Origin of the sequence: Candidatus Berkiella cookevillensis, assembly GCF_001431315.2 — a bacterium.
Classification (GTDB): Bacteria; Pseudomonadota; Gammaproteobacteria; order Berkiellales; family Berkiellaceae; genus Berkiella_A; species Berkiella_A cookevillensis.
The window spans coordinates 1904328-1922024 of the sequence record NZ_LKHV02000001.1 but is presented as its reverse complement, the minus strand read 5'-3'; the positions used below and the strand labels follow the sequence as shown (position 1 = coordinate 1922024).

The 17697-nt window shown below is 38.5% G+C and carries 9 protein-coding genes, 7 tRNA genes and 1 pseudogene; 16 read left to right on the top strand and 1 reads right to left on the bottom strand.

The window, feature by feature from the left end:
* Positions 1-26 precede the first annotated feature (26 nt).
* Positions 27-902 (bottom strand): bifunctional methylenetetrahydrofolate dehydrogenase/methenyltetrahydrofolate cyclohydrolase FolD, encoded by an 876-nt coding sequence (gene folD / locus CC99x_RS08320; protein ID WP_057623947.1) that lies wholly within the window; start codon positions 900-902, stop codon positions 27-29.
* A gap of 238 nt (positions 903-1140) precedes the next feature.
* Here folD and CC99x_RS08315 point away from each other — a divergent pair.
* The 16 genes and pseudogenes from CC99x_RS08315 (at position 1141) to CC99x_RS08240 (ending at position 17538) form a co-directional block, all read left to right on the top strand.
* Positions 1141-1217 (top strand) — tRNA-Pro (locus CC99x_RS08315).
* A 12-nt stretch (positions 1218-1229) separates the two neighbouring features.
* Positions 1230-1306, top strand: a tRNA-Arg gene (locus CC99x_RS08310).
* Between the two features lie 5 nt (positions 1307-1311).
* A tRNA-His gene (locus CC99x_RS08305) sits at positions 1312-1387 on the top strand.
* A 42-nt stretch (positions 1388-1429) separates the two neighbouring features.
* Positions 1430-1505, top strand: a tRNA-Lys gene (locus CC99x_RS08300).
* A gap of 154 nt (positions 1506-1659) precedes the next feature.
* Positions 1660-1744: transfer RNA gene (locus CC99x_RS08295), tRNA-Leu, on the top strand.
* A gap of 93 nt (positions 1745-1837) precedes the next feature.
* Positions 1838-3121 (top strand): trigger factor, encoded by a 1284-nt coding sequence (tig, locus tag CC99x_RS08290; protein ID WP_057623946.1) that lies wholly within the window; start codon positions 1838-1840, stop codon positions 3119-3121.
* 143 nt (positions 3122-3264) lie between these two features.
* Positions 3265-3882 (top strand): ATP-dependent Clp endopeptidase proteolytic subunit ClpP, encoded by a 618-nt coding sequence (clpP, locus tag CC99x_RS08285; RefSeq protein WP_057623945.1) that lies wholly within the window; start codon positions 3265-3267, stop codon positions 3880-3882.
* A 139-nt stretch (positions 3883-4021) separates the two neighbouring features.
* Positions 4022-5311 (top strand): ATP-dependent Clp protease ATP-binding subunit ClpX, encoded by a 1290-nt coding sequence (gene clpX, locus CC99x_RS08280; protein ID WP_057623944.1) that lies wholly within the window; start codon positions 4022-4024, stop codon positions 5309-5311.
* A gap of 325 nt (positions 5312-5636) precedes the next feature.
* On the top strand, positions 5637-8057 hold the full coding sequence (lon, locus tag CC99x_RS08275; protein ID WP_057623943.1) for an endopeptidase La: 2421 nt from the start codon (positions 5637-5639) through the stop codon (positions 8055-8057).
* Positions 8058-8181: 124 nt separating this feature from the next.
* Positions 8182-8511: pseudogene (locus tag CC99x_RS08270) on the top strand (HU family DNA-binding protein); the annotation flags it as partial.
* An 8-nt stretch (positions 8512-8519) separates the two neighbouring features.
* Positions 8520-8595, top strand: a tRNA-Val gene (locus tag CC99x_RS08265).
* A 5-nt stretch (positions 8596-8600) separates the two neighbouring features.
* Positions 8601-8677, top strand: a tRNA-Asp gene (locus CC99x_RS08260).
* A 150-nt stretch (positions 8678-8827) separates the two neighbouring features.
* A complete protein-coding gene (locus CC99x_RS08255) occupies positions 8828-10720 on the top strand; it encodes a SurA N-terminal domain-containing protein (RefSeq protein ID WP_057623941.1) in 1893 nt (630 codons plus the stop codon).
* A 72-nt stretch (positions 10721-10792) separates the two neighbouring features.
* Positions 10793-12763: a protein kinase domain-containing protein gene (locus CC99x_RS08250; protein ID WP_057623939.1), complete on the top strand. Its 1971-nt coding sequence runs from the start codon at positions 10793-10795 to the stop codon at positions 12761-12763.
* A 655-nt stretch (positions 12764-13418) separates the two neighbouring features.
* Positions 13419-14465, top strand: a complete 1047-nt coding sequence (locus CC99x_RS08245) for an efflux RND transporter periplasmic adaptor subunit (protein WP_057623937.1) — start codon at positions 13419-13421, stop codon at positions 14463-14465.
* Positions 14466-14475: 10 nt separating this feature from the next.
* On the top strand, positions 14476-17538 hold the full coding sequence (locus tag CC99x_RS08240) for an efflux RND transporter permease subunit (RefSeq protein ID WP_057623936.1): 3063 nt from the start codon (positions 14476-14478) through the stop codon (positions 17536-17538).
* Positions 17539-17697: the final 159 nt, after the last annotated feature.

Here is a 17697-nt window from a genome sequence, read left to right as displayed (position 1 = left end):
ACTGACATAGTGATTGGAATTTAGTATTACTCTGGTGTGTCATCCTCATTGTGAAGGTTATAAGCTGTTAGGGTATTGTCTAATAAGCTTGCGATTGTCATTGGACCAACACCACCGGGCACAGGCGTAATGAGCTTTGCTTTTTGAAGCGCTTCGTCGAAACATAGGTCTCCTACTAAGGAACCATTCTCAAGTCTATTAATGCCTACATCGATGACAATGGCATCTTCTTTTATCCAATCACCAAGAATAAAATGTGGTTTTCCAACAGCCACTACTAGAATGTCAGCGCCTTTGATAATCGATGGTAAGTTTTCTGTAAATCGATGACAGATGGTGACAGTGGCACCTAAATTGAGTAGTTCCAGCCCCATAGGTCGTCCAACAATATTGGAGGCACCAACGACAACTGCATTTTTACCACGCGCAGAAAATTGTAAAGCTTCAAAGAGCATGACAATCCCTTTGGGGGTGCAGGGTCTTAAAAAGGGTTTGCGTTGTGCTAGCCTACCTAAATTGTAAGCATGAAAGCCATCTACATCTTTGTCGGTTGCAATTGCCTCAAGCACCAATGATTCGTCGATATGTTTTGGCAAAGGTAGCTGAACTAAGATGCCATCCACGCGCTTATCATGATTTAATTTATGAATATGGGCTAACAGCTCTGTTTCTGATATGCTATCGGGAAAATGCTGTACATCAGAGTAGAATCCAACTTCCTCACAGGCAAGGCGTTTATTTTTTACATAAACAGTAGACGCGGGATTTTCTCCTACTAAGATAACAGCAAGCCCAGGCGGGCGTTTTTTCGCAGATATTAAATTTTGCACTGTTATCGCAATTTTATTTCTGTATACTTTGGCAATTGCTTTGCCATCTATGATTTTAGAATGAGCTGTCATCGAATGCCCTCTAACTTAATAAGGCGTTCAGTGTGGCACGAAATTTTATTATTTTCCAGAAGATTGCATTGACTATTTAGGTAAGAAGTTAGTATTATGATGCGCCAAGTTTGGGTATAGTGAATACGCAAACAGCGAAACAGTGTAGAAAACTCACTAACTGTTTTGTGGTTGGTTGGTAAACTTAAGTTTTTGGTGCTGATGTGCCAAATAAAATCTTAAGATTAAAGAGTTAAGTCGGGGTATAGCGCAGCCTGGTAGCGCGCTTGCTTTGGGAGCAAGATGTCGGGGGTTCAAATCCCTCTACCCCGACCATTTTTTGTTTTAGCGCTTGTAGCTCATTTGGATAGAGCATCGGCCTTCTAAGCCGAGGGTAGCAGGTTCGAATCCTGCCAAGCGCGCCACTATGGTGGATGTAGCTCAGTTGGTAGAGCCCCGGATTGTGATTCCGGTCGTCGTGGGTTCAAGTCCCATCATTCACCCCAATTTCATTTTGCTGTCCTTACCGTTTCAGATAAAATACTCTGGGGCCGTTAGCTCAGTTGGTAGAGCAGCTGACTCTTAATCAGCGGGTCGTAGGTTCGAAACCTACACGGCCCACCAATAAATAGCTTAGTTGTTGAATAGATAACTGAGCCTTTGTACTTCAAATACGACGCACGTCTGTTTGAGGTGGGTGGAAAGGGTTGCAAATGTGCCGTAGTGATTCTATTCAATTATCGCTACATTAATTGGATAGATAAATTATTTCTTTTATGCGAAAGTGGCGAAATTGGTATACGCGCTGGATTTAGGTTCCAGTGGGGCAACCCGTGAGAGTTCGAGTCTCTCCTTTCGCACCACATTATTGAAAGAGCATGCCCTCTTTCCATTTAATTGGTTGCAAAATCATAAAGAATAATTTCTTGAAATTTAATTCCTAAGAGGGGCAGTTCATGTCAGTTTCAGTTCAAAGCACAAGTTCTTTAGGGCGTAAAGTAGAAGCAACAATCCCTAATCAAAAACTCCAAACCTTATTAAGCAATAGAATTACCAAGCTCTCTAAAGAAGTTAAGTTAAAAGGCTTTAGACCTGGTAAAGTGCCCGTTCAAGTGATCCAAAAACAATTTGGTAGTTCTGTACGTCAAGAAGTCATTGCTGAATTAATTGAAGAAACCTTAAAAGAAACATTGGTTGAAAATAAGCTTACACCTGCGGGCCAGCCTGTGGTTGAGCAAATCAAAGATAAAGAGCAAGAAGACTTAAGCTTTACGGTTACCTTTGAAATATTTCCTGAAATTGCTTTAGCCGATCTCAGCAATGTTGAAATCAATAAAAAAACAGCAACTGTAACAGAAGCTGACGTAGACAAGATGCAAGAAAAACTTTGCCGTAACTTGGGCAGCTGGCAAGCAACGGATAAAGCTGCACAAAATGGCGATAGATTAGTCATCGATTTTACACGTAAGCTTGATGGTGCTGAAAGCGATGAAACGCAAAACAATGTAAAAATTGAATTAGGCCATGCAACAACCTTGCCTGGTTTGAGTGAAAAGCTTGTTGGTTGTAAAGCTGGGCAGACCGTTGAGTTTGATACTAAATATCCTGAAAAATGGGCTGAAGAAAAAGCAGCGGGTAAAGCCGTTAAGCTCAATATCACTGTAAAAGAAGTTCAAGCAAACGAAGCGCTCACCAGTGCCACATTGGCAGAACGCTTAGGCTTGAAAGCAGATGATACCGCAGCACTTCGTGAGAAAATTAAAGGCAGAATGGAAGATGAAGTGAATAGAACTTTATTCCAAGGCTTGCAAGAAGATGTGCTTGAGATTTTGTTAAAAGAAAATAATTTTGATTTACCTGACGTGCTCGTTCAACAAGAAAAAAGAGCGATTCACAAAGAAAGTGAAAGAAAGCACGAAAAGGCAGCTCAAGTACTAGATGATGCAGAGGTAAATGACTCAGCTATCAAAAGGGTTAAGCTAGGTTTGTTGGTTAATGAAATAATCAAGAAATACAATGTAAAAGCGGATGGTAAGAGACTGAGAAAAGAAGTTGAATATCTTGCTCAAGAGTTCCCAAATCCAGAAGAAATTGTAAATATATATTTTAGCAACAAACAATTATTATCAAGTGTAGAAAGGGTAGTATTGTTGCAACAAGCAATAGAGTCATTACTCAAAGATATGAAGTTGGTTGAAAAGTCAGTTAGCTTCGACGAAGTAATGAATCCTGAAAATTAAAAACTAAAGCGCATGCACAGATTTTTTTTAAGAAGATCATGTGCATGCGCTATTGAATAACAGCGATTTTATGTATAGGTTGGAACGATGGAAGCGTTCTTTGATGGATACCTAATTACACTATGAAAGGGGAGCAATAAATCATGAACTTCAAGCAAAGCAATGGAGATATTTATAACATAGGTGTACCTATGGTTATTGAGCAATCTGCTCGAGGCGAAAGAGCTTATGATATTTATTCCAGGCTACTCAAAGAACGCGTTATTTTTTTAGTTGGACCTGTTGAAGATTACAGTGCAAATTTAATTGTTGCTCAATTACTTTTTTTAGAATCAGAAAATCCAGATAAAGATATCTATTTGTACATTAATTCACCTGGTGGTTCTGTATCAGCTGGTTTGGCAATCTATGACACAATGCAGTTTATTAAGCCTGATGTAAGTACACTGTGTACTGGTTTGGCTGCAAGCATGGGCGCGTTTTTGCTAGCGGGCGGTGCTAAAGGTAAAAGACATGCATTACCAAATGCAAGAATGATGATTCACCAGCCTTTAGGTGGTGTTCAAGGTCAGGCAAGTGACATTGAAATTCATGCTAAAGAGATTCTTAAAACAAGATCTAAATTGAATGAAATTTTAGCCCATCATACAGGCCAACCTATTGATACTATTGAAAAAGATACCAATAGAGACTACTTCATGAATCCTGAAGAAGCTGTGAAGTACGGACTCATAGATACAGTGATTGAAAAACGAGCATAAGGATCTGCTAAGATAGAGACATACGGGGGTGATTTACGAATATTTGTAGTCACACGGCTTGAAATACAGCATATTGCCCCCATCATGTAAAAATACGTGTCCTAAGATCTTTTAGGTTTTGATATCAGAGGTACTTCTAATGAGTGAAAAAAGAGGCGGTCGTGGAAATGAGAATGGTAAGCTATTGTATTGCTCATTTTGCGGCAAGAGTCAGCATGAGGTTCGTAAGTTAATTGCTGGTCCCTCCGTTTTTATCTGTGATGAATGCGTTGAGTTATGTAACGATATTATTCGTGAAGAAATAGAAGAGAGTAGCTCACCTAATCAAGCTGCTGATTTACCTACCCCGCATGAAATCAATGCAATTTTAAATGAATATGTGATTGGCCAAGATAGAGCTAAAAAAGTTTTATCTGTTGCTGTTTATAATCATTATAAGCGTTTACAAAGTAACACTAAAAAAGATGACATTGAACTGGGTAAAAGTAATATCCTCCTCATTGGCCCAACAGGTAGTGGTAAAACACTTTTGGCCGAAACTTTAGCACGTTTACTCGATGTGCCTTTCACTATTGCCGATGCAACGACGCTTACCGAAGCAGGTTATGTAGGTGAAGATGTTGAAAATATTATTCAAAAGTTATTGCAAAAATGCGACTATGATGTTGAAAAAGCACAAACAGGTATCGTATATATCGATGAAATTGATAAAATTTCAAGAAAATCTGATAACCCATCTATTACACGCGATGTATCAGGTGAGGGTGTTCAGCAAGCTTTATTGAAATTAATTGAAGGTACGGTTGCTTCTGTTCCACCCCAAGGTGGACGTAAACATCCTCAACAAGAATTTTTACAAGTAAATACTTCTGGTATTTTATTTATCTGCGGTGGTGCATTTGCTGGCTTAGAAAAAGTGATCATGGATCGTTCAGATAAAAGTGGCATTGGTTTTTCTGCCAAAGTGACTAGTAAGCAAGATTCTAAGAAAGTAAGTGAAACATTGTTAAATGTTGAGCCAGAAGATCTTGTAAAATATGGCTTAATACCAGAATTTGTAGGTCGTTTACCTGTATTGGCAACACTAGAAGATTTAGACGAAGCTGCGCTTGTTAACATTCTAACAGAACCTAAAAATGCGCTTACAAAGCAATACGCAAAATTGTTTGAAATGGAAGGCATTGAATTAGAGTTCCGTAAAGAAGCTTTGCAGAAAGTGGCTAATAAAGCAATGCAACGCAAGACAGGTGCGCGTGGTTTACGATCTATTCTGGAGCAAGCATTATTGGATTTAATGTACGATTTACCTTCTTTAAAAGATGTTTCTAAAGTTGTCATTGATGAAGGTTTTATTAGTGGTGATACAAATCCTATCTTCATCTATGAAGGTGATGGAAAACAAAAAGTTGCACAAGATAACGAAAAATAAGTATATAACTATAAATAAATAGGGCTTGTTACATAATTAATTTTTGTGTGTCATTTTTGAAGTAATGGCAACAGTGGCTTAAGTTTTGCTTTAGTGATTGTTGCTACTCTGTAGGCTTTAAGCCACGATCCTGAGATCTTGGATATTCTCTATCAAAAGCTTGTCCCCATATTTGATATCGGATTGTAGAATGGCACCATATAAATAGAGTTATGCAACAAAGCCAATGGATAGTGCTTTTTGTGTTCAATCCCAAATAACTACTTTCCATGTCTTTAATCACACAAATAAATGATCTCGCCAGAGTCTATTACTAAGGAACCATATGGACGTTGAATCAAAAAGTGATGAGAAAGGTGAAATGATCGAGATCCCTGTTTTACCTCTCAGAGATGTTGTTGTTTATCCTCATATGGTGATCCCGCTCTTTGTTGGACGAGAAAAGTCGATCAAAGCGTTGGATGCCGCTATGGCCGCAGGGGAAAAACAAATTTTATTGGTTGCTCAAAATGAGGCAACCAAAGACAATCCCACCGAAAAAGATGTTTTTCAAGTGGGCGCTATTTCCACCATATTACAGTTGCTCAAGTTACCAGATGGTACTGTTAAAGTACTTGTTGAAGGTATAAAACGAGGAAAAATAGAATCCTTCGTGAGCAATGATCCTTATTTCTTAGCACAAACAGAAGTGCTAGAAGAGCATCCTATTTCTGAAGGTGAATCAGAAGTCTTAATTCGAACACTCATGGGACAGTTTGAGAAATACGTTAAACTGAATAAAAAGATCCCACCTGAGATTGTTACCTCTGTTGCCAGTATCGATGATTTAGGACGTTTATCTGACACGATTGCAGCACATATTTCTCTTAAAATACAGGATAAGCAATCTGTATTAGAGATGAGCAATTTAAGATTGCGTGTTGAAAAGCTGATGGCGCTCATGGAATCTGAAATTGACATGCTTCAAGTTGAACATCGTATTCGTTCAAACGTAAAGCGTCAGATGGAAAAGTCCCAAAGAGAGTACTATTTAAATGAGCAAATGAAGGCGATTCAAGAAGAATTAGGCCATCAAGCAGATGAATATGAAGAATTAAAAAATAAAATTGAAAAAGCAGGTATGTCTCAAGAAGCACTTGAGAAAGTAAATAATGAGCTTAATAAATTAAAAATGATGGCACCGATGTCTGCAGAAGCTACTGTTTGCAGAAACTATATTGATTGGATGCTTCAAGTGCCTTGGAAAAAGAAATCTAAATTAAAATTAGATTTACCGGAGGCCGAGGCAATCTTAGATTCTGATCATTACGGTCTTGAGAAAGTAAAAGAACGTATTATTGAGTTCCTTGCCGTACAAAAAAGAGTGAAAAAACTTAAAGGGCCTATTTTATGCTTGGTAGGGCCACCAGGGGTTGGTAAAACATCATTAGGGCGCTCTATTGCGCGTGCTACGCAACGTAATTACATTCGTATGTCTTTAGGTGGCGTGAGAGATGAAGCTGAAATAAGAGGGCATCGAAAAACTTATGTGGGCGCTATGCCTGGTAAGATTTTACAAAAGCTCGCTAAAGTAGGCGTTAGAAATCCGCTCTTTCTACTAGATGAAGTAGATAAGATGGCAATGGATTTTAGAGGTGATCCTGCTTCTGCTTTGCTTGAGGTACTAGATCCAGAACAAAACAATTCTTTCAATGATCACTACTTAGAAGTGGATTATGATTTGTCAGATATCATGTTTGTTGCAACGGCTAACTCTCTAAATATTCCAGCGCCTTTATTGGACAGAATGGAAGTTATTCGTTTGTCTGGTTATACCGAAGACGAAAAATTAAATATTGCGATCAAATACTTGATTCCTAAGCAAATGAAGAATAATGGTTTGCAAGAAGGTGAACTCAAGGTTTCTGAAAAAGCGGTACTCGCGATGATTCGATATTACACGCGTGAAGCGGGGGTGCGAAGTTTAGAGCGAGAAGTTGCCAAATTGGCAAGAAAAGTTGTTAAAGAAATTTTGATGGATGACACTATCAAAACAGTATCTGTAGAAGACTCAACACTTGAAAAATATTTGGGCGTACAGCGTTATCGATTTGGGGTTGCTGAAGAGCAAGATAGAATCGGACAAGTGACAGGTTTAGCATGGACAGAAGTTGGGGGTGATATCCTAACTATTGAAGCAATGGCAGTTCCTGGTAAAGGCAAAACTACAAGCACAGGGAAGCTTGGCGAAGTAATGCAAGAGTCTATTCAAGCTGCGTTGTCGGTTGTTCGAAGTCGTACCAAAATGTTGGGTATCCCCTCAGATTTCTATGAGAAGAAAGATATTCACATTCATGTACCGGAAGGTGCTACGCCTAAAGATGGCCCTAGTGCAGGGATAGGTATGTGTACGGCGCTCGTATCGGTGCTTACGAATATTGCTGTTAGAGCAGATGTTGCCATGACGGGTGAAATTACGCTGCGTGGTGAAGTGCTGCCTATCGGTGGACTCAAGGAAAAATTATTGGCGGCTAGGCGCGCAGGTATCAAGGTTGTGATTATTCCAGAAGAGAATAAGCGTGACTTAAAAGAGATTCCTGAAAACATCATCAAGGACTTAAAAATTCATTGTGTGAAATGGATTGATGAAGTACTTGAAATTGCCTTGACGCAATTACCACAGCCTCTAAAAGAAGAGGAAGTGAATGCTGAAGCAGTAAAAAAAAAGAATGCTGACTCAGAACCAACAGACGTCCAGTCCCATTGACTAACTAAATGAATGACTGTGAATTTTTGATAAAAAATTCACAGCTTTGCTTGTGTGTCATGATTTGCCATGGTAACTTCCCTGGTTAAATGAAGGACCATCGAATAATTTACAAAACTTAAGGGGAAACCGAGTGAGTAAGATTGCTGTCAATAAGTCAGATTTAGTTGATTTGATTTCTGAAGAAACAGAAATTTCTAAAGCAACTGCACAACGGGTATTGAATTCGTTCCTAGAAGCGATTACTCTTACGCTTCGCAGTGGTAAGTCGTTAACCTTTCCTGGTTTCGGCACTTTCTCGGTTAAAGCGAGGGCTGCAAGAGTAGGGCGTAATCCTAAGACTGGCGAACCAATAAATATAGAAGCATCAAATGTTCCTAATTTTAAAGCTGGTAAAGGACTGAAAGATGCTGTAAACTCTGGCTCCGTTGTTACCGAAGAAGAAGAAGCGTAATAATAATCGGGTGCTTAGCTCAGTTGGGAGAGCATCGCCCTTACAAGGCGAGGGTCGGGGGTTCAAGCCCCTCAGCACCCACCAGATTTGGAGCGGTAGTTCAGCTGGTTAGAATACCGGCCTGTCACGCCGGGGGTCGCGGGTTCGAGTCCCGTCCGCTCCGCCATTTTCTGCACGAATCCTCTTCATTTTTTTGGAGAGGATTCAAAGCTTCGAACTAAAAATTCACATTAAAAAAATTAAAAATTCGTGTAAGTAATTCATGATGAATTGCTTCTTGAATGGCTCAGCCCCATCTCTCTATGAGGTTAATAAAATGTTACAAGCATTAAGAGAAAAGGCCCAAGGTTGGATTGCCTGGGTGATTGTAATTCTAATTGCATTAACGTTCATTTTATTTTGGGGGTCGGGAAGTTTCTTATCTCCAGACACACAATCCTCAGGCAGCACAGTCGCAACTGTGAATGGCCAAAAAATCATGCTTCAAGAACTTGAATCTCGGTATGAAACGCTGAGCCAGCAAAATCAAAGTGTATCTAAGCTTGATTCTAGCCTTATTAAAAAGCAATTGCTTGATAGCCTCATTGAAGAAAAACTATTAATTCAAACATCTGCAAAGCTTGGTTTTAGAGTCAATCCAACACGTATTGAGCAAATCATTTATGAATCTCCATTATTTCAACAAGATGGACAATTTTCTGCCGAGGTCTATCGTCGCGTTTTATATGGTATGAATCTCAACGATAAGGCCTTTAGAAGCTTATTAACAGAACAATTACTTCAGCAGCAATTGTTTTCAAGCTTAGCCTATACCAGTTTTGTTGTAGAACCTGAAATTGATTCTTTTGTGAAGTTTTACACTCAAAAAAGAAGCTTTAAATATACAATTGTCCATCGAAAAGATTTTATTGATACCGTTTCTGTTTCTGATGATGATATAAAAAAATATTATGACGAAAATACAGCTCAATTTTATACACCTGAAAAAATAGCTGTGGAGTTTGTGCGCTTAAATGCAGATGAGCTCAAAGCGAAGTTTCATGCAGATGACAACCAATTAAGAGCTTATCATAAAGAAAATTCAGCTTTATTTAATGAGCCTGAGAGACGTTTGCCCGCACACATTATGATACAGATCCCCAGAAATGCAGAAGCAGATCTGGAGGCAAAAGCCAAAGAAAAAGTTCAAGATATTCAAGCAAAGCTAAAGGCAGGGGAATCTTTTGATAGTCTGGCATCTCAATATTCAGATGATACACAGACAAAGCAACAAGGTGGAAAATTAGAGTGGATAGTAAAAGGTGAAATAGGATTGCCAGAACTAGAGCAAGCTATTTTTACACTTAAAAAAGGTGAAGTAAGCCAAGCTATTCGAACAGATTATGGTATCCATATTGTTAAGCTATTAGATGTGGAAGCTGAAAAGATTCATGCCTTTGAAACAGTAAAAGATAAAGTATTAGCAGCGATGAGAGAGCGTTGGGCAGAAGATGAAATTGTGAATTTGGCAGATCAATTAGCAAATATATCCTATGATCACCCTGATAGTTTGTTGCCGATTGCGGATAAATTAGGCTTGACTATAAAGCACACCGAACTATTTGATAGAGCGCTTGGACCTGCGGATCAAGATTTAAATGCCAAAGCATTCATTGAAGCCGCGTTCAGTGATTATGTTAAAAACGATGGCAATAACAGTGACTTGATTAAACTGGATGATAAAAGTTACGTTGTGTTGCGCATTTCTGAATCTGTTCCAGCCGCACCCAAAGATTTTGCATCTGTAAAAGATGATATCAAGGCAATGCTTATTTATGAAAAAAGCAATGCAAAAACAATGGCACAAGCTGAGTCATTATTAGAAGCTATTCGTTCAGGGGAACACTCTGAATTATTAGCAAAACAGCAATGGACTGAAAAATCTGCAATTGGTCGTGAAGACACAAATGTTGATAGATTCCTATTGACCAGTGTATTTGACTTACCGCGTTCTACAGATAATAAAGCGGTTGCAGAATTATCTCAGTTAGAAAATAGCGATTATGCTGTTGTTTGGTTGACAGAAATTCTTGATGGCACTCAGAGCGACTTAGCAGTGGATATCCCTGGAGTTCAAGAGCATCTTGTACGTCAAATGGGTGAATTAGAGTTTAAGTTGTTTGGCAAAGAGCTAAATCATTCTGCAAAAATTAAAAATAACTATAGTTAGTAGATATCTAAGTTAAACGCCGTTTAAAATTGATTGTCGCTTAAATGATATGCTAGCATCATGCATTGCAACATGTTATTTTGGGTATATACATTGTTAAGTGGCACCTCTTCTTCATCTGATCAAAATTTTGAAAGCTCATCAACAATCGCGCCAGCTTCACTTTCTGAAGAGGCTAGACAATTAATTCAAGAACAGGTGATCCGACAGAAACTTGAGCTTGGTCATGTCTATAGCATTGAAATAGAAGATCCTGAAAGTACACGACTTCAAAACTATAACATAATCTACACATATAACTTTCAAACAGGTAAGAATTGTCTTTTTTTACTTTCCCGTTCAATTGGTAAAGGAGGGCAGGGAGAAGTACTACTTGCAGAGAATCTTGAAACGAGAAAATATATAGCAGTTAAAATTCACCCTGACAGTATTTCTGCTGATGAAGACAGAGACCAAGAGCGAAAAATGCTACGTGAGTTTAACCGCTTTGTTGGGATTGCTCAAAATCAAGAGGGATTGCATTGCACACTGATGGACTATGTCCGCAGCATTAAACTATTCGATTTATTATACGAAAGAGATCATAACTATATAGAAGACAGTATTGAGCACTTTAGTAAAAAAGAAAAATTGCCACTTCTAAAAAGAGCAGAGCTTATTATGCATGCGCTTGCGTGTGTGGTTGAATTTCATATACGTGGCATTGCACATCGAGATATAAAAACAGACAATTTTGTTGCAGAACTTCCATTGAATACGGGGTTAAATCCTTTGGTATTGATTGATGTTGGCTCTGCTTATCGATATCGGAAAATAAGTGAAGAAGATATTGTTAAATTAGATAAAACAAATCGCTCTACAAAAGGTTATGCTGCTCCTGAAATGGATTTGCCGCCCGCACAAAGGCCATTTATAACGGGTGCTACTGATTTATTTTCATTAGGTGTTGTGATTGCAGAAATACTGACACAAATAAATTTTCAAAAAGTATTAAGAGCACAGTTACTTCTTATAGAAGAAATTGAGCATTTTGATAGGAATTTAACAATCGATGAGATAAGGCATTTATTATCAGATGTGTTTTGCGAGAGCTTTGTTAAGCCTACCATGTATGAGCAAGTGCTTAATCCTGATGCAACGGCGCTTGTTCAATTTTTGCATCGATTATTAATAAGATGCACGAACGAAGATCCTGCCAAAAGACCTGAGCTTGAAGAGCTGATTATTTTGCAATCAGAGCTTAGAAAATTGTACGGAAAGTACGAAATTTCAGAAAAATATACAAATCCGCATTATATGCAGAATATATTAGCCGCTAGACGCTTGCGTGCACGCAGAGCAGAAGGATTGCCGTCGGCAGAAACAAATAATTCGAGTGTTCGGCGTTATATACCAGACAGTCCAAAACGCTCTGCGCATTCACAAGCATTAAAGTTATCACAAGAAAGCCTTTCTTCTTCATCTTTACGATTAAATATACCTTCATCGCCTCCTTTATTATTGTCTTCTTCTGTACATAGCAGTTTAGAAGAAGATGCAGATATGCAACACTCTTCTTCTCCTTTGATTTTTTCTGAGCAAAGAAGGCGTTCTTACACAGGTGAATCTCATCCAAGACGAGGTAAAAGCATCAAGCCGATAGTGAGTTCAGATGCAGATGATTTTTCTTTTGACTTGGAAAGAAGCCCTAAAAAAGAGCGTAAAAAAAATGATAAAACACCACCTTTAACCAAGCGTACGACACTATCAGGCTTAACAAAGAAATTTAGAGGTCTTGGACTGAGTTTTAGCCCGCATCACCACAGTGTAGAATCAGAATCTTCGCCAGTAGATCTTGAGTCTGTATCATCGGCAGCAGAGATACTTCCGCGCTCTACAGTTGTTAGAATGACAGAAACAAGGCCTTCTTCAGTGCCTGTTTTGAGACTTGATGATATTTTGGGAGATGGTGTGATAGATGAAAGTGTGCCAACCAGTAGTCCCATTGATACCAGAGAAGCGAAAGAGTCAAAAGATAAAAAAGCGAAATCAAAGAAGAAATAAATAAGTTTTTTAACTTCGATAGTAGCGCAAAGCGTCGTATGCTTTCTTTGCTGTCAAAGGGCGTCGCCGTTTGCGGCGGAGTGATTAAAGCATAGATAAAAAAATCCATCTGCTCACTAAAAGTTGAGCCTCTTCCCTTGATTCCAAGGGAAGATAATCATTCACTTCGTTCATTTTTTAACTGACTGGCATTACGGCTAACGTGTTGTAGGCACGCTTTGGTTTGCCTGTACTACTTTAATACTATGACTTTTTTGAATTTTTGACGGGCGGGCACAGCGACCCGCCCCTACAATACTTTCACTTCTATTTGATACAAACATATGGCATCTTTGTAGGGGCCGACCGTTGTGTCGGCCCGTGAAATTTAATGCTTCAGGACAGTTGCTCGCAACTCCGTCGTTGCGAGCGCTTCGCGAAGCAATCCATCTGAGCAAGAATACTGTATTTATTGATTTTTAAGACAGCAGATCAACGTTTGCATATAATGCGATAGTAGACATTGTAGGATAAATTGTGCTATTTTGGCCAGCTAAAAAATAATTGCTTTAGAATTTTGTTGAATCAGTCAATCATCAAGCAAGAAAATCATAAAGAACTTGAATTAAATTGAGCTTCTTGAATAAATAATATTATAACCATCGCAGGTCCATCTATGTCACGTACAGTGCAATTTTTAACCATTATTTTTCTGTTTATTGCTCGTGTATGTGTCTTGAATGCTACAGAGATGCCAAGTGAAATACCACCTGCGCCAATAGAGAGTGTAAAAGTATCAGAGCGTACTTTATATAATGTCGCAAGCGCTCAAGGTGAGCTCAAAGCAGAGAAAAGTATCATTTTGCAATCAGATATTCCTGGAAAAGTCGTTGATTTACATTTGGCAGAAGGAAAATCTGTTCAAGCCGGTGAAACCATTATTAAGCTGGAAGATAGTATTTATAGTGCTGCTTTAAAACAAGCAAAGGCAAAACATGAGCTGAGTGAACTCAAATATGAGCGTGTCAAAAAATTGCTTGCAAAAGGCACAGGCTCTTCTTCTGAGGTAGAGGAAGCATTAGCTTCATTACAATTCGATGAGGCCAGTGTTGAACTTGCAACAGCCAATGTTAAGAAAACACGTATTATTGCTCCCTTTTCTGGTGTACTTGGTCTTAAAGATGTAGATATTGGTGATTACATTAGCCCAGGAGAACCATTAGTAGAATTGGTGGATATCAGTAATATTCTGGTGGATTTCTATTTGCCAGAAAAATATTTATTACAATTAAAAGAGGGCTTGCCTGTTCAGTTACAGATAGATGCAATAGCAGGTAAAACCTTTGCTGGTAAGATATATGCCATTTCGCCTGCTTTAGACTCAACGCTCAGAGCTATTCATGCGAGAGCTATTTTTGATAATTCAGATTTTCTATTAAAACCAGGCTTATTTTCCCGATTAAATATTGTATTTAATACATTTGAGCGTGCTTTAACGATTCCAGAAGAAGCCATCATATATAAAGAAAATAGTTGTTATGTTTATAAAATTGTAGAAGATAAAGTAGCATTAACAGAAGTTCGCATCGGTATTAAAGAAAAAGACATGGTTCAAATTCTAAGTGGTTTAACAAAAGATGATGAAATTGTCTTGGCGGGCCAAATAAAGCTATTTGATGGTGCAAAAATAGTCGTCACAAACAAAAATAACGAAGCAAAATAACGAAGCAATTATGAAATTAAGTCAGTTTTGTATTAATAGACCCATTTTTTCAATTGTTATTAATTTGATGATTGTTTTAACGGGTATCATTGCTTTTCAAAAGCTCACTGTACGTGAATACCCAGATATCACGACACCCGTCATTAATGTCTCCACAAGCTACCCTGGTGCAAGTGCTGAAATCGTTGAGTCAGAAATTACACGCGTTATTGAAGATGCGCTTTCAGGAATCACAGGCTTGGATTTTCTCCAATCGTCTAGTAATGATGGTTCTAGTAATGTAACGATGGTCTTTAAACCCAATCAAGATATTGAACTATCTGCCAATGATGTGAGGGATAACATTAGCCGGGTAAAAGGAGAGCTGCCACGAGATGCTAAAGATCCAATTGTTTCAAAGGTAGAAGCGGATTCACATGCTATTGTTTGGATATCGCTTTCCAGTGAACAGTTTTCTTTAATGCAGATGAGTGAAATTGCTGAGCAGACCATTAAAGACAAATTAGAGATACTGCCGGGTGTTGCAAGGGTGCAAATGGTCGGTGACAGACTACCAGCTATGAGAGTCTGGATAGATCCGGCACGCTTAGCAGCCTATCAAATGACAGTTCAAGATGTGATCCATGCCATTAGTAGACAGAATATTGCTTTACCTTCAGGAAGTATTGAAGGAGAGACAACTGAATTTACCATCTATTCTAAAACAGATTTACAGACAGAACATGAATTTAGAAATATTATTTTACGTGATAGCAATGGCTATTTAGTTAAGCTTGCAGATGTTGCTGATGTGCGGATTGATGCTAAGAGCACAAGATTTATTGCGCGCTTTAATGGCAAGCCCAGTGTGGCGCTTGGTTTGGTCAAGCAATCGACTGCAAACCCCTTAGATATTGCCAATGAGCTTTATCGCGTTTTTCCCAGCATTAAAAATTCGTTGCCTAAAGGCATTGAGCTTCAAATTGCTTATGATTCTACCAAAGTCATTAAAGAATCGATTCAAGCAGTGCGTAAAACCATTCTTGAAGCGGTGCTGTTGGTTGTTTTCATTATTTTTATTTTCTTACGATCCATGAGAGCAACCCTGATTCCTATCATCACCATACCCATTTCCTTGCTGGGTGGAATGATGATGATATATATATTTGGATTTAGTATTAATTTGCTTACCTTATTGGCAATGGTTTTGGCGATTGGTTTGGTGGTAGATGATGCCATTGTGGTACTTGAAAATATCTATCGTCATATTGAAGAAGGTGAATCACCTATAGCAGCTGCACGCAAAGGTATGAATGAGATTGGTAGTGCGGTTATTGCCATGACACTCACCTTAGCGGCAGTCTTTGCGCCCATTGCCTTTATGGAAGGTAAATTTGGTAAGCTATTTACAGAGTTTGCGGTAGTACTTGCTGGCTGTGTATTTATATCCGGTTTTACTGCGCTTACCTTGTCTCCTGTGATGTGTTCAAAGCTACTTAAAAAAGAAAGTAGCCATGGTAAGTTCTATTACATCATTGAAAACGGTATTAATAAGATATCTCAAAAATATCGTCAGAGCTTAGCATTTTGTCTGAAAAAACGTTATTGGATTGTTGCGGCACTTGCCCTTGTTTTGGTTGCAAACGGGATTTTATTCAGTAGTTTAAAATCTGAAATGACACCAATGGAAGACAGAGGCTTTGCAATGCTGATGGGTATGGCAAAAGAAGGTGCAACCATTGAATTTACAACAAAGCATGCTTTGAAATTTGAGCCTATCATCGACAGTATTGAAGATATAAAAGATTACTTCCTCATTGTAGGCTATCCAAATGTGCGTCAAGCCATTGCTTTCACTATCTTAAAAGATAGAAACATGAGAAAAGCATCTCAATTCCAAGTGGTGGATGAATTAAATCAAAAGCTTTATATGATCCCCGGATTGATGAGCTTTGCTTTGAATCCGCCATCTTCTTTATCGGATGATTTTTTTGATACAGGTGTGAGCATCATGATCCAGTATCCAGGAAATTATCAAAAATTAAAAACAACGGTTGAAAAGGTTATGACTAAAGCAAGGATGAATCCTAAGCTTTCAAATTTGGATACAGATTTAAAAGCGAATAAGCCACAAATTGAGTTGGTTGTTAACAGAGAGAAAGCTGCTTTGTCAGGCGTGAGCGTGGATGAGATCGGGCAGACTTTACAAATACTGATGGGGGGTAGAGATGTTACTCACTTTCAAAAAGGCGCCAAACAATACGATGTTGTGGTTAAATCATCTAAAGCTTTTAGACATCAACTGGAAGATATCTATGATGTCAAAGTAAGAACTAAAAATGGAATGGTGCCATTGATTAATTTCATTGAAGCAAAAGAAGTGACAGTGGCCTCTAGCTTAAATCGCTTTAATAAATTACCCAGTGCCAAAATTTCTGCATCACTAGCGCCTGATTATACAGTAGATGAAGCCATTGAATATTTTCGAGGTGTTATTGAAGAAATAGATGGGCTTGCACAGATAGATTATACCGGCACCACGCGCATGTATATGAATTCTTCTGGTAGTATTTATTATACTTTCTTACTTGCGCTGTTAGTTGTTTTCTTGGTGTTAGCTGCGCAATTTGAAAGTTTTATTAAACCCTTTGTCATTATGTTGAGTGTGCCACTTGCTACTTTTGGTAGTCTCATTACCATGCATTTGCATGGGGGGAGCTTAAATATTTATAGTCAAATTGGTTTTATTACTTTGGTTGGATTGATCACGAAACATGGTATCCTCATCGTTGAATTTACCAAGCAATTGCGAGATGAAGCTGTCTCTCTAGAAGAAGCAATTCTTAAGGCAAGTTTTTTAAGATTTAGACCCATTTTAATGACAACCATGGCAACCATCTGTGGTTGCATTCCGCTTGCACTTGCCATGGGTGCTGGTAGTGAATCGCGCCAAGAAATTGGTTGGGTTGTTGTGGGTGGGATGGCGCTTGGTACTGTATTTACATTGTATGTGGTGCCTGTGATGTTACGGATCTTGTCAGGTAGAGAAGAGAATGTAGCTGTATCGTCTGAATCTCTTTCTACTGTCCAATGATATTTCTTTAGGTTGTGGCATGACACAGTAGAATATATGTGTCATGCCAGCAAAGGCTTATAGGCGTTAACTTAAGGAATTTCTGGGATTTGATATAAAATATTGTTGCCTATTCTTCGTTCGCAAAGAGAGCATTTTTTTCTCTACCAATTTTGGAGA